Source organism: Streptomyces sp. f51, from assembly GCF_037940415.1.
Taxonomy (GTDB): Bacteria; Actinomycetota; Actinomycetes; order Streptomycetales; family Streptomycetaceae; genus Streptomyces.
In genome coordinates, this window is sequence record NZ_CP149798.1 from 5751996 (window position 1) to 5765006 (window position 13011).

A 13011-nucleotide genomic window follows, 5' to 3' on the forward strand; every position below is an offset into this window, starting at 1 on the left:
CCCTTCCCTGTTGCCGAAAGGTGCTCAACTCCCCATGCCCGAGCTGGTGTTCTTCTCCGGAACGATGGACTGCGGGAAGTCCACGCTGGCTCTCCAGATCGAGCACAACCGCTCGGCGCGGGGTCTGCAAGGCATGATCTTCACCCGGGACGACCGGGCCGGCGAGGGCAAGCTCTCCTCGCGCCTGGGCCTCGTCACGGACGCGGTCGAGGTCGCGGACGACCAGGACCTGTACGCCTATCTGGTCGACCACCTCTCCAAGGGCGGCCGCGCGGACTACGTGATCGCGGACGAGGCCCAGTTCCTGGCCCCCGCGCAGATCGACCAACTGGCGCGCGTGGTGGACGACCTGGACGTCGACGTCTTCGCCTTCGGGATCACCACCGACTTCCGGTCCAAGCTCTTCCCCGGCTCCCAGCGCCTCGTGGAGCTGGCCGACCGGGTCGAGGTCCTCCAGGTCGAGGCCCTGTGCTGGTGCGGCGCCCGCGCCACCCACAACGCCCGCACCGTGGGCGGCGAGATGGTCGTCGAGGGTGCCCAGGTCGTCGTCGGGGACGTCGACCAGCACGAGTCCATCGGCTACGAGGTCCTGTGCCGCCGGCACCACAGGCGCCGTATGACAGCTGCCACGGCCCGCGCGAGCGCTCTGTCCCCTGACGTCCTGCCGATCGCCCCGGTCTGAGACCTGTCCCGGGTGCGGACCTTGCTCCGGGAGCGACGCCTGTCCGGAGGAACGGCCCCTTTCCGGGGAGCCGCCCCTGGAGGCGCCCCGGTCAGGTGACCGCGTGGATCAGGGAGAAGACCGCGCCCTCCGGATCCGCCACCGTCGCCACGCGGCCGTGCGGGGAGTCGTGGGCCGCCCGGACGAGATGTCCGCCGAGTTCCCCGACCAGGCGGACGGTGTCGTCCAGTTCGGCGGCCTCGAAGTACGTCAGCCAGTGCGGGCCCCGGTCGCGCGGCAGGGCGTTCCCGACACCGTGGACCCCGGCCACCGGCCGGCCGTCGATGTGCAGGGTCACGTAGTCGAAGTCGGCCGGGCCGGCCAGCTCCGGTTCGTAGCCGAAGACGCCTTGGTAGAACTTGACGACGCTCTCGGTGTCACGCGTCACCAGCTCGTTCCACACCGGGGTGCCCGGTACCCCGGTGATCTCCGCGCCGAGGTGGCCCAACCCCTGCCAGATGCCGAAGACGGCGCCCGTCGGGTCCGAGGCGAGCGCCAGCCGGCCGGCCTCGGCCGCGTCCAGCGGGCCCACGCCCACGGTTCCGCCGCTGTGACGTACGGTCTCGGCGCTCTGGTCCACGTCCGCCGAGGCGAAATAGGGCGTCCAGGCGATCGGCAGATGCCGGTCGGGCGGCAACTGGCCGACGCCGGCCACCTCCTGGCCGTCCAGCAGGGCCCGTGCGTACGGGCCGAGCCGCGGTGGGCCCGGCTGGAACTCCCAGCCGAACAGTGCTCCGTAGAAGTCCTGGATCGCGGCCGTCTCGTGCGCCATCAGGCTCACCCAGCAGGGTGTCCCGGGCGTGTACCGAGCGTGCGTGGTGCCGTTCGGGCCGGCCGATTCGGCCGGTTCCCGTGCCTCGGTCATCGTCACTCTCTTCTCGGCCCCTCGCGGTGGCCGGTCACCTTCCGCCTGCGAACACGCGTGGTCGGTCGCGTGCGTGCGCGCCCCGTGCCGATGCCCGCACCACCGGTCACGCGTGTGTCCCTCCGGCGCCGCCGTCGGGCGGCACGCGGACGGAGGACGCCTGATCCGCCGTCGCTCGTCCGTCGCGGAACGACTGCCGTGTGGTGGCCATCAGTTGTACAGCATGTGCCCGATCCCGTACGCCCGGTGATCGGACCTGCCCGGCGGAGCAGAGTAGCCGGACATGGACGAAGCGGCCACCCCGTGCGCAAGGATGGGGTCATGAACGCCATCATCACGGCACCCGAACTGGCCAGTGACCTGGCGGGGCCGAACCCGCCGGTCCTGCTCGACGTCCGCTGGCAGTTGGGCGGTCCCAACCTGCGCTCCGAGTACGAGAAGGCGCACATCCCCGGTGCCGTCTTCGTCGATCTGGATTCCGAACTCGCTGGTCCGGCCGGTGCGGAGGGCCGGCACCCGCTCCCCGATCCCGAGGTCTTCGGCGCGGCGATGCGAGCCGCGGGAGTGTCCGAGAACCGCGACGTCGTCGTGTACGACGGCGGGCAGGGCTGGGCCGCCGCGCGCGCCTGGTGGCTGCTGGGCTATTCGGGTCATCCGTCGGTACGCGTGCTTGACGGAGGGTTCGCCGCGTGGAGCGGACCGGTGTCCTCGGAGCTGCCCTCGCCGGCGCCCGGAGCGTTCGTGCCGAAGGCCGGCGCCCGTCCGCTGCTGGACGCGGACGGCGCGGCCGCGCTCGCCCGCACCGGGCTGCTCCTGGACGCCCGCGCGGGGGAGCGGTACCGGGGCGAGGTCGAGCCCATCGATCCGGTCGGCGGCCACATCCCGGGTGCCGTGTCGGCGCCGACCGCCGGGAACGTCACGGAGGACGGGCGGTTCCTGCCGGCGGCCGAACTCGCCGACCGCTTCAAGTCCTTCGGCGTGACACCGGCGTCCGAGGTGGGCGTCTACTGCGGCTCCGGGGTCTCGGGCGCGCATGAGGTGCTGGCCCTCGCCGTGGCGGGCGTTCCCGCCGCGCTGTACGTGGGTTCGTGGTCGGAGTGGTCCCAGGCCGGAGACCGCCCCGTCGCGGTGGGTCCCGATCCGCAGTGACGCCAGCGCCGACGCCCTCGGTGCCGGACCTGGTGGCACCGGCCTCGGCGCCCCTGGGGCACCGGCCGTGGTGACGTCCGCGGTGTCGGCCCCGGTGGCGACGGCCTCGGCGACACCGGGGCACCGGGCGCGGTGACACCCGTGCACGGCGGAGGGGCCCACACCGGATCGGTGTGGGCCCCTCCGCCGTGGATCGGGCTATTCCTGCTTCTTGCGGCGCGTGCCGAAGACGATCTCGTCCCAGCTCGGGACCGCCGCTCTGCGGCCCGGGCGGACGCCGTCGGCCTCGGCCTGGCGGTCCGTCGCGCCGACGAGCCGGTCGCGATGGCTGCCCACCGAACGGGGCATGAGGACGTCCGCGTACGCGGAACCGGCACCCGCCGAGGCGGCGGGAGCCGGGGGCTCCTCCTCCTCGGGCTCGGTGACGGGCTCCTCGGCGGCGGGCCGTTCGGCGGGGGCGGGCCGCTCGGGCACCACCATGTCGCCCCGGAAGCTGGGCACCGCTTCCAGAAGACTGGTCAGCGAGTCCCGGTCCTCGGCCTCTTCGGCCGTCTCCGGGGAGGCCGGGGGCAGACTCGGCCGCTCCGTCTGGCGGTCCAGGGCACGGTCCAGCGGACGGTCGCGGGGCAGCCTGGCGATCCGGGGCACGAACGGGAAGCTCGGCTCGGGCGCCGCGAGGTCGTCGGACTCGCCGATCAGCGAGCGCGCCTCCTCGTCGACGGCCTGGACGAGCCGCCGGGGCGGGTCGTAGGTCCAGCTCGCGGCATGCGGTTCACCCGCGACGCGGTAGACGAGCAGAACCTCCCAGGTGCCGTCGTCGCGGCGCCAGGAGTCCCACTGGACGGTGTCCTTCTCGGCACCCCGGATCAGCAGTCGCTCCTGGACGGCCTCACCGAGCTGGGGGCCAGCGTTCTCGCCGGGACGGCGGACGGGAGTCTTCCTGGCGCGCTCGGCCATGAAGGCGCGCTCGGCCAGCACGGGCCCCTCGAAGCGGCGCACGCGATCGACGGGGATGCCGGCGAGCTGGGCGACTTCCTCCGCGGAGGCACCGGCGCGTATACGCGCCTGGATGTCACGGGGGCGGAGATGGCTCTCCACCTCGATCTCGATCTGGCCGAGGCGGGGACGGTCGCCGCGGACGGCGGCGCGCAGCCGCTCGTCAATCGGAAGCGTGTATTCCGTGCTGTCCGCAGCCTTCAGCACCAGCCGTGTGCCGTCGTTAGAGACGGCCACGACACGCAGTTCGGGCATGGGGACCTCCCGGGTGGTGCCTGCCGACGTCACGTGCGTCGCTGCTTCCGCTAGTCGAGTGTGGCCTGCCCGGGTGCAGCCTGCCACAACCTTGCCGAGTTGCCCGGCGTGTCGGGCGCGGGCCCGGGGTCGCCGTTATGGCACGGTTACCTGTTTTGCAACACTAAGTGACGAACTCCATCACCCTGTGCAACGAGCCCCCTCCCGGCGGTCCTGCAAGGCCCCGGACACCCCGGCGGGAGTCCGGACCCAGGGCTCGCAACAGTACTCCATTCGGGCCACTTGCGTGGATCGGCACGCCGCTCAACTTCTAGTGGGGGGTGCTAGTTGGCCGATCCCGGCGCCTCTTCGCCGCCCGCGGGACGTGGCGCACTTCACGTAATCGGCAGAAACGGAACTTATCGTTTCGCCCGTACGTCCCTTTCTCGTGCGGTCGGTCGATCAAGTACGGGAAAGGCAGGCAAGGTCCGGGAATGCGTGAGAAGCCGGATGTCGGCGGCGAGAAGCCGGGTGCCGACGTGGAACCGAGGAAGAAGCGGCTGGACCTGAGCGTCCCCCAGGTGGCGGGGAGCGCGGTCGCCGCGGTGGTCGCGGCGAAACTGGCGTCCTATTTCGGTGTCTACGGGACGATCCTGGGCGCCGGGCTGGTCAGCGTCGTCGCCACCTGCGGAGGGACGGTGTTCCAGCACTTCTTCCGGCGCACCGGCGAACAGCTCCGCGACGCGGCGGTCCCTGCGAGACCGAAGTCCCCGCCGGCGCCCGGTACTCCGGGCGGGTTCGGCGAGTTCGCCGAGTTCGGTGAGGGAACCGTCTATCGCGCGCGGGTCAGGAGCTGGAGGAGGCCGCTGGTGGCGACCGCTCTGGTCTTCGGCGTCACGATGGCCGGAATCACCACGTACGAAGCGGTCTCGGGCCAGAGCTTCAGCGGCGGCGGCACGAGCACGACGGTCGGCGACGCCTTCAAGGGCCACACGTCCGGCTCGCAGAAGCGTGAACCCGCCACCACTCCGTCGACCGGTTCCCCGCGGTCCTCGTCACCGGCCGCTCCGGAACCGGCACCGTCCACCGACGGCGCCGGCTCGGGCGACGCGGGCACGGGCGGCGGTACGACGGTCACGCCGGCCCCGGGCGACAGCGCCTCGCCGGGTTCCGGAACCGGGGACGGCACCCCGGCTCCCGAACCGAGCGCGACCGCTACGACCCCAGAACCCTCCGCAAGTAGTCGTTCGCAAAGCGCCGGTCCGGATCGAGCCGGTCCCGCAGCGCCGTGAACTCGCCGAAGCGCGGGTAGGTCTTGGCGAAGTACTCCGCGTCGCGCGTGTGCACCTTGCCCCAGTGCGGCCGTCCCTCGTGCGCGGTGAAGATCCGCTCGGCGGCGGTGAAGTACGCCTGGTAGGGGGTGCCCCTGAACATGTGGACCGCGATGTACGCGCTCTCCCGTCCGGACGCCGTGGACAGGGTGATGTCGTCGGCGGGCGCGGTCCGCACCTCCACGGGGAAGCTCACCCGCAGGGAGGAGGCGTCGACCATCGCCTTCAGCTCGCGCAGCGTCTCGACCAGGGCCTCGCGCGGCACGGCGTACTCCATCTCCACGAACCGCACGCGGCGCGGCGAGGTGAAGACCTTGTACGGGATGTCGGTGTAGGTCCGCGCGGACAGCGCGCGGCTGGAGAATCCGGCGATCGAGGGGATGGCCGCCGGGACGGCCCGGCCGATCAGGTTGGCCACCTGGAAGGCGCCGTTGGAGAGGAACTCGTCCTCGATCCAGCCGCGGACGGGACCGACCGGGTTCTCGGGGCCCGCGCTGCGGTTGTTGCGCTTGGTGTTGCAGTTGCCGGTGTGCGGGAACCAGTAGAACTCGAAGTGCTCGTTCCCGGCGAACAGTTCCTCGAAGTCGGCGGTGACCTTGTCGAAGGTCATCGGCTCCTCGCGGGCCGTGAGCAGGAAGACGGGCTCCACGGCGAAGGTGATCGCGGTGATGATCCCCAGGGCGCCGATGCCTATGCGGGCCGCCGCGAAGATCTCCGGGTTCTCGGTCGCGGAGCAGGTCAGCAGCGAGCCGTCCGCCGTCACCAGTTCCAGGCCCCTGATCTGGGCGGCGATGGAGGCGGAGTCGCGGCCGGTGCCGTGCGTCCCCGTGCTGGTCGCTCCCGAGACCGTCTGCTCCATGATGTCGCCCATGTTGGTGAGCGACAGACCCTCGCGCGCGAGGGCCATGTTGAGCCTCTTGAGCGGGGTGCCCGCCTCGACCGTGACCGTCATGGCCGTACGGTCGATCTTCCGGATGCCGGTCAACAGTTGAGGCCGGATCAATACGCCGTCGGTCGCTGCGGCGGCCGTGAAGGAGTGCCCGGTGCCGACGGCCTTCACCGTCAGACCGTCCTCGGCGGCCCTGCGTACGGCGGCGGACAGCTCGTCCACCGAGGCAGGGGTGACTTCCCGTACGGGAAGAGCGGTGACGTTGCCCGCCCAGTTACGCCACGTGCCGTTCTTCTCGCTCACTGTGGTGCTCATGCGACCCTCCCCGCTGAAGAACCGGCCTGCTGAGCCGGCGGTACCCCAGGAAACCGACCGCGACCGCGACGGCTCCGGACGCGGCCGGAACCCCGTACCCGGCTTCCGCGCCGGCGGAGTCGATCACCCAGCCGGCCACGGAGGAACCGAGCGCGACCCCGACGGCGAGTCCTGTGCTCACCCAGGTCATGCCCTCGGTCAGTTTCGCGCGAGGTACGTGCTGTTCGATGAGGGACATCGTCGTGATCATCGTGGGAGCGATGGACAGGCCCGCAAGGAACAGCGCCACGGCCAGGAACGGCAAGTTTCCGACCAGTAGGAGGGGGATCATACTCACGGCCATCGCGCATATGCCCAGCAGCCACCTGCCTTCCGCGGCCCCCTTGAAGTGCAGCAGTCCGAAGACGGCACCCGCGAGGCAGGAGCCCGCCGCGTAGAGGGCCAGGACGATGCTCGCGGCGCCCTTGTGGCCCTGTTCGTCGGCGAAGGCGACGGTGACCACGTCGACGGCTCCGAAGATCGTCCCGACCGCCACGAACGTGGCCACGAGGACCTGGAGCCCGGCCGAGCGGAGCGCCGAGCCGTCGTTGTGCTGTCCGCGAGGATGCGGCCGCGGTTCGGTGGCGCGCTGGGAGGTCAGCCAGAAGACGCCCGCCGCGAGGAAGCCGGCGGCGAGCAGCGGTCCGGCCTCCGGGAACCACACCGTGCACAGGCCGATGGAGATGATCGGCCCGAAGATGAAGCAGATCTCGTCCACCACGGACTCCAGGGAGTACGCGGTGTGCAGCTGGGGGGTGCCTCCGTAGAGGGCCGCCCAGCGGGATCGGATCATCGCGCCGATGCTCGGGACGCTGCCGATGCCCGCCGCGCACACGAACAGGACCCAGTCGGGCCACCCGAAGTGCGCGGCGGCCAGGAGGCCCACGGCCGCCGCGAGCGCGAACAGTGTCACCGGACGCAGGACCCTGCGCTGGCCGTGCAGATCGACCAGACGCGAGACCTGTGGGCCCATCGCCGCGGCCGCCAGCGCGATCGTCGCCGACAGCGCGCCCGCGAGGCCGTAGCGCCCGGTCAGCTGGGAGATCATCGTGACGACGCCGATGCCCATCATGGACAACGGCATCCGGCCGAGCAGGCCCGCGGCGGAGAAGCTCTTGGAGCCTGGGGCGGCGAACAGGGCGCGGTACGGGCTGGGCACGAGGTCTCCGTCGGCTCGGCTCGGCCCTCCCGTCCACCGCGGGCGGCCGAACTTCTGTAAGGCGTGAAGCTGGCCGATACAGCTTACGGGTTAGGTAACCCTAATTACAGCACCTCGGCCCCGTCCGGTCGTTCGGCCGCGCGATACCCGCGCGGTCGTTCGGCCGCCGCGCCCGTCCGACGCCCGTCCCACGCCCGTCCGCGTTCCGCCCGCCCACGGGGCGCCCACGAGGCGTCCGTCCGGGCGCTCGGCCGTTCGTGTGGCGCCCGTTCGTGCGCGCCGCCGCCGTGCGCACCGTCGTTGTCGCCCGCTCGTCACCCCGCCGGTTCTCGCCCGTCAGCGGCGGGTGGCAGGATCGGACCCATGCCAGAAGTGCTCGATGCCACCCCCTACGACGCCCTGCTCCTGCTCTCGTTCGGCGGTCCCGAGGGCCCGGACGACGTGGTCCCGTTCCTGGAGAACGTGACGCGGGGCAGAGGTATCCCCAAGGAACGGCTCAAGGAGGTCGGGCAGCACTACTTCCTGTTCGACGGGATCAGCCCGATCAACGAACAGAACAGGGCGCTGCTCGACGCGCTGCGCAAGGACTTCGCCGGGCACGGTCTGGACCTGCCGGTCTACTGGGGCAACCGCAACTGGGCGCCGTACCTGACCGACACCCTGCGCGAGATGGCCGCCCACGGGCGGCGCCGGATCCTGGTGCTGGCCACCAGCGCGTACGCCTCGTACTCGGGTTGCCGGCAGTACCGCGAGGACCTGGCGGGAGCCCTGGCGGTCCTGGCGGAGGAACGGATCGAGCCGCCGAGGGTCGACAAGCTGCGGCACTACTTCAACCACCCCGGGTTCGTGGAGCCGATGACCGAGGGCGTCCTCGCGTCGCTCGCCGAGCTGCCCGAGGACGTCAGGGCGGGCGCCCACCTGGTGTTCACCACCCACTCGATCCCGGTCGCCGCGGCGGACACCTCCGGCCCCGCCGAGGGACACGGCGACGGCGGTGCCTACGTCCGGCAGCACCTGGACGTGGCCCGGCTGATCGCGGACGCGGTGCGCGAGGCGACCGGGACCGACCACCCCTGGCGGCTCGTCTACCAGTCGCGCTCCGGGGCCCCGCACATCCCGTGGCTGGAGCCCGACATCTGCGACCACCTGGAGGAGCTGCACGGGGCCGGAGCGGCGGCCGCGGTCATGGTGCCGATCGGGTTCGTCTCCGACCACATGGAGGTCCTGTACGACCTGGACACCGAGGCGCGGGCGAAGGCGCTGGAGCTCGGCCTGCCCGTGCGCCGGTCGGCCACGGTGGGCTCCGATCCCCGGTTCGCCGCGGCGGTCAGGGACCTGGTGCTGGAGCGCGCCGCCGCCGAGACCGGCCGCCAGGTGACACGGTGTGCCCTGGGCGCGCTCGGCGCGAGTCACGACCTGTGCCCGGTGGGCTGCTGCCCGGCCCGCACGCCCAAGCCCGCCGCCGCGGGCGCCGACAGCCCCTTCGCCTGAGGAATCACGTGACCGAGCCCCTGCACACCGAACTCCTCCAGCTCGCGCACGAGGCCGCCCGCCGCGCGGGCGAGCTGCTGCGCGACGGCCGGCCGGCCGACCTGGCGGTCGCCGCGACCAAGTCCAGCCCGATCGACGTCGTCACCGAGATGGACATCGCCGCCGAGAAGCTGATCACCTCGCTGATCGCCGAGCACCGCCCCGCGGACGGCCTCCTCGGGGAGGAGGGCGCGGCGACCGAGGGCACCAGCGGCGTCCGCTGGATCGTCGACCCCCTCGACGGCACCGTCAACTACCTGTACGGACTGCCGACCTGGGCCGTGTCCATCGCGGCCCAGGTCGACGGCGAGACCGTCGTCGGCGTCGTGGCGGCACCGATGCGCGGCGAGACGTACCACGCGGTCCGCGGCCGGGGCGCCCGTGCCTCCGGCGCGTGGGTCGGCGAGCGCCGGCTGGCCTGCCGCCCGTCCCCGCCGCTGGACCAGGCGCTCGTCTCGACCGGCTTCAACTACGTGACCGAGGTCAAGACCCATCAGGCCGATGTGGCCCAGCGGCTGATCCCGCTCGTGCGTGACATCCGGCGCTCCGGTTCCGCGGCGGTCGACCTGTGCGACGTCGCGGCCGGCCGCCTCGACGGCTACTACGAGCGCGGTCTGCACCCCTGGGACCTCGCGGCGGGGGACCTGATCGCCCGGGAAGCGGGCGCGGTGACTGGTGGACGCCCCGGAGAGCGCCCCACGGGCGATCTCGCGGTCGCGGCCTCCCCGGGCGTCTTCGAGCCCCTCCAGCGGCTCCTGGAGGACTTCGGGGCCTGGCACGACTGACCGCGGGACGGGGAACGGCCGAGGGCGGGAGTCCCGGCCGCCCCGAGGAGCGGTGGCGAGCGAAACGGAGCGGGGCCCCGGTACTGGATCGATACCGGGGCCCCGCTCTCGTACGTGCCGATCAGACGCGTGTGGCGCCGACCTCCACACCGTGCTCCGCGGCGAGGCGGTGCAGGTCGTCCAGCTCGGCCTGCTCGATCTCCGTGAGGAAGTCGTCGCCTGTTTCGCGGGCCCGCGTCAGGTCGGACTCGGTCGTCCTTATGCGCTGCAAAAGTCCCGTGGTGAATGCGTCCATGCTGCGCCCCCTCGTCCTGGGTCGTGGGTCGGGTGGCACGGGGGTGTGCCGATGGAAAGGGGCGATCACGTCTCCGAATGGGGTGCCTGCCCAGCGCTGCCCGGGCTGGGCGGCGACGGTGCCGGACACCCACGCCCGCTCTGCGGAAGCGTTGGACGTACCACAATGTGGCTTGCCACATGCAGAGCGTGATCGCGGGGTGTAAAGCCGTCCTCCCCCCGCTCTCTTCCGTGGAAACCTCAACCCGGCGAGAAAATCCCGCATTCCCGGTCCCGCGGACGCGCTTCCCGGCCGCCGCCCCCGTCTTACAGCCGGTTTATGGCCGAAACGGGCAGGATGGAGCTCTCATCCGTGACGGACCTGCCCGCGTGGTGCGCTGAAGCGTGCCCGCCGGTGGACAGAGGAAGGACAAGCGACGTGCGTGTACTCGTCGTCGAGGACGAGCAGCTGCTCGCCGATGCGGTGGCCACCGGACTGCGCCGGGAGGCCATGGCCGTCGACGTCGTGTACGACGGGGCGGCCGCGCTGGAGCGCATCGGGGTCAACGACTACGACGTGGTCGTTTTGGACCGCGACCTCCCGCTCGTGCACGGCGACGACGTCTGCCGCAAGATCGTCGAGCTCGGCATGCCCACGCGCGTGCTGATGCTGACCGCGTCCGGTGACGTCAGCGACCGTGTCGAGGGCCTGGAGATCGGCGCCGACGACTACCTCCCCAAGCCGTTCGCGTTCAGCGAGCTGACCGCACGCGTGCGTGCCCTCGGCCGTCGTACGAGCGTGCCGCTGCCGCCCGTCCTGGAGCGCGCCGGGATCAAGCTCGACCCCAACCGCCGCGAGGTCTTCCGCGACGGCAAGGAGGTCCAGCTCGCTCCCAAGGAGTTCGCCGTCCTGGAGGTGCTGCTGCGCAGCGAGGGCGCCGTGGTCTCCGCGGAGCAGCTCCTGGAGAAGGCCTGGGACGAGAACACGGACCCGTTCACCAACGTGGTGCGCGTGACCGTCATGACGCTGCGGCGCAAGCTCGGCGAGCCCGCCGTGATCGTCACCGTGCCCGGCTCCGGGTACAGGATCTGAGCCACCGTGGCCACCACTCCCGCGCCGCCCACGGCGCCTCCGAAGCCGACCTGGGACCCGAGAAGGGCCGAGCCGCCCTTCCCGTGGCTCCGTCCCACGATCCGCATACGGCTGACGCTGCTGTACGGCGGCATGTTCCTGATCGCCGGCATCATGCTGCTGTCGATCATCTACCTGCTCGCGGCCCAGGCCCTGAACGTCGGCAGCGATCTCCCCTTCCAGATCATTTCCGGGAAGGTCGGCAGCAACATCTGCAACCTCCCGGCGAATCCCTCGGCGGACGAGCTCAACCGCGCGATGGCCGACTGCGTGAACCATCAGCGCCAGCACGCCCTCGACGACCTGCTCAGCCGCTCCCTGCTCGCGCTGCTCGGCCTCGCGGTCATCGCCTTCGCGTTCGGCTACGCGATGGCGGGCCGCGTCCTGTCCCCGCTCGGGCACATCACCCGCACTGCGCGCGCGGTGGCCGGCTCCGACCTGTCCCGGCGCATCGAGCTGGACGGCCCGGACGACGAGCTGAAGGAGCTCGCGGACACCTTCGACGACATGCTGGAGCGGCTGCAACGGGCCTTCACCGCCCAGCAGCGGTTCGTCGGGAACGCCTCGCACGAACTGCGCACCCCGCTCGCCATCAACCGCACGCTTCTCGAGGTGCACCTCTCGGGACCCGGGGTGCCGACGGAGATGCAGCAGCTCGGCAAGACGCTGCTCGCCACGAACGAGCGCAGCGAGCAGCTTGTCGAGGGCCTGCTGCTGCTGGCCCGCAGCGACAACCAGATCATCGAGCGCAAGCCGGTGGACCTCGCCGAGGTCGCCACGCAGGCCGTCGACCAGGTGCACGCCGAGGCCGAGGCCAAGGGCGTGGAGATCCGCGGACACCGCGCTCCTGTGGTTGTCCAGGGCAACGGCGTGCTCCTGGAGCGGATCGCCCTGAACCTCGTCCAGAACGCCGTCCGGTACAACGTGCCGCAGGACGGCTGGGTCGAGGTCACGACCGACACGGAGCACGGCAGGGCGGTCCTCGAGGTGTCGAACACGGGACCGGTCGTTCCCGCGTACGAGGTCGACAATCTTTTCGAACCGTTCCGGCGGCTGCGCACGGAGCGCACGGGCAGCGACAAGGGCGTGGGCCTCGGCCTGTCGATCGTCCGGTCCGTGGCCCGCGCGCACGGGGGCCACATCGTCGCTCAGCCCCGAGAAGGGGGTGGGCTCGTGATGCGCGTCACCCTTCCGATCTGAGACCATGTCGCGGACACGCGGCGATGTTCGCTTTGCGCGGAATTTTCGGGTCACCCACCCGAGTGAGTCGTGTGTGATCGATCACATGAGCGACTTTCGGTCCATCTACTCTCCGTGATCATGTGACCTGCCGGAAAGCCCGGAAAATCCGGGTTTTCGGGGGTCCTGATCACGGGAAGTACACGGTGGGGCGCCTTTGAAGTGCGACCTCGGGACCGTGTACGGTCCGCATCGCCATCCAAGCCGATCACTCTTGATGAGTCCGGTTGGGTGTCGATTGAGTAACAGACCTTGATGTGAGGCAAAATCTCCGCCTCAGGTCGGGCACAAGTCCGGCCTCTCACGCGTTACGTGCGCTGGAGACACCGCAGACACCCAGAGGGGGAGAGCGAC

12 protein-coding genes are annotated in these 13011 nt (G+C 71.3%); 7 read left to right on the top strand and 5 right to left on the bottom strand.

Annotated features, from left to right (window positions below):
• Positions 1–34: 34 nt before the first annotated feature.
• On the top strand, positions 35–682 hold the full coding sequence (locus WJM95_RS25015) for a thymidine kinase (protein ID WP_339132037.1): 648 nt from the start codon (positions 35–37) through the stop codon (positions 680–682).
• Positions 683–773: 91 nt separating this feature from the next.
• On the opposite strand, the gene WJM95_RS25020 is transcribed toward WJM95_RS25015, so the two are convergent.
• Entirely contained in the window at positions 774–1586 is an 813-nt protein-coding gene (locus WJM95_RS25020) for a VOC family protein (RefSeq protein WP_339132038.1), read from the bottom strand.
• A gap of 321 nt (positions 1587–1907) precedes the next feature.
• Between WJM95_RS25020 and WJM95_RS25025 the strand changes: the two genes are divergently transcribed.
• Positions 1908–2735, top strand: a complete 828-nt coding sequence (locus WJM95_RS25025; RefSeq protein WP_339132039.1) for a sulfurtransferase — start codon at positions 1908–1910, stop codon at positions 2733–2735.
• A gap of 198 nt (positions 2736–2933) precedes the next feature.
• On the opposite strand, the gene sepH is transcribed toward WJM95_RS25025, so the two are convergent.
• Complete coding sequence (sepH, locus tag WJM95_RS25030; protein ID WP_339132040.1) at positions 2934–3986, bottom strand: septation protein SepH; 1053 nt, start codon at positions 3984–3986, stop codon at positions 2934–2936.
• 473 nt (positions 3987–4459) lie between these two features.
• Here sepH and WJM95_RS25035 point away from each other — a divergent pair, with 473 nt between their 5' ends.
• Positions 4460–5257, top strand: coding sequence for a hypothetical protein (locus WJM95_RS25035; RefSeq protein ID WP_339132041.1), 798 nt, complete (start codon positions 4460–4462; stop codon positions 5255–5257).
• Here WJM95_RS25035 and WJM95_RS25040 read toward each other — a convergent pair.
• Positions 5181–6500: a D-arabinono-1,4-lactone oxidase gene (locus tag WJM95_RS25040; protein WP_339132042.1), complete on the bottom strand. Its 1320-nt coding sequence runs from the start codon at positions 6498–6500 to the stop codon at positions 5181–5183. The genes WJM95_RS25035 and WJM95_RS25040 overlap by 77 nt on opposite strands.
• The gene (locus tag WJM95_RS25045; RefSeq protein ID WP_339132043.1) at positions 6460–7698 is read right to left on the bottom strand and encodes an MFS transporter; all 1239 of its coding nucleotides are present in this window, start codon (positions 7696–7698) and stop codon (positions 6460–6462) included. Before WJM95_RS25045 ends, WJM95_RS25040 begins: the two co-directional genes overlap by 41 nt.
• A gap of 363 nt (positions 7699–8061) precedes the next feature.
• Here WJM95_RS25045 and WJM95_RS25050 point away from each other — a divergent pair, with 363 nt between their 5' ends.
• Complete coding sequence (locus tag WJM95_RS25050) at positions 8062–9189, top strand: ferrochelatase (protein ID WP_339132044.1); 1128 nt, start codon at positions 8062–8064, stop codon at positions 9187–9189.
• Between the two features lie 8 nt (positions 9190–9197).
• Positions 9198–10013: an inositol monophosphatase family protein gene (locus WJM95_RS25055; protein ID WP_339132045.1), complete on the top strand. Its 816-nt coding sequence runs from the start codon at positions 9198–9200 to the stop codon at positions 10011–10013.
• A 121-nt stretch (positions 10014–10134) separates the two neighbouring features.
• On the opposite strand, the gene WJM95_RS25060 is transcribed toward WJM95_RS25055, so the two are convergent.
• A complete protein-coding gene (locus tag WJM95_RS25060; protein WP_339132046.1) occupies positions 10135–10308 on the bottom strand; it encodes a hypothetical protein in 174 nt (57 codons plus the stop codon).
• A gap of 417 nt (positions 10309–10725) precedes the next feature.
• Here WJM95_RS25060 and WJM95_RS25065 point away from each other — a divergent pair, with 417 nt between their 5' ends.
• A complete protein-coding gene (locus WJM95_RS25065) occupies positions 10726–11379 on the top strand; it encodes a response regulator transcription factor (RefSeq protein WP_103549594.1) in 654 nt (217 codons plus the stop codon).
• Between the two features lie 6 nt (positions 11380–11385).
• Complete coding sequence (locus WJM95_RS25070; RefSeq protein ID WP_339132047.1) at positions 11386–12618, top strand: HAMP domain-containing sensor histidine kinase; 1233 nt, start codon at positions 11386–11388, stop codon at positions 12616–12618.
• The last annotated feature ends 393 nt before the right edge of the window (positions 12619–13011 follow it).

Excerpts from the sequence above, each read along its gene's own strand:
- WJM95_RS25025 (WP_339132039.1), top strand. The coding sequence starts at position 1,908 with ATGAACGCCATCATCACGGCACCCGAACTGGCCAGTGACCTGGCGGGG.
- WJM95_RS25050 (WP_339132044.1), top strand. The coding sequence starts at position 8,062 with ATGCCAGAAGTGCTCGATGCCACCCCCTACGACGCCCTGCTCCTGCTC.
- WJM95_RS25040 (WP_339132042.1), bottom strand. The coding sequence starts at position 6,500 with ATGAGCACCACAGTGAGCGAGAAGAACGGCACGTGGCGTAACTGGGCG.
- WJM95_RS25015 (WP_339132037.1), top strand. The coding sequence starts at position 35 with ATGCCCGAGCTGGTGTTCTTCTCCGGAACGATGGACTGCGGGAAGTCC.
- WJM95_RS25060 (WP_339132046.1), bottom strand. The coding sequence starts at position 10,308 with ATGGACGCATTCACCACGGGACTTTTGCAGCGCATAAGGACGACCGAG.
- sepH (WP_339132040.1), bottom strand. The coding sequence starts at position 3,986 with ATGCCCGAACTGCGTGTCGTGGCCGTCTCTAACGACGGCACACGGCTG.
- WJM95_RS25035 (WP_339132041.1), top strand. The coding sequence starts at position 4,460 with ATGCGTGAGAAGCCGGATGTCGGCGGCGAGAAGCCGGGTGCCGACGTG.
- WJM95_RS25020 (WP_339132038.1), bottom strand. The coding sequence starts at position 1,586 with ATGACCGAGGCACGGGAACCGGCCGAATCGGCCGGCCCGAACGGCACC.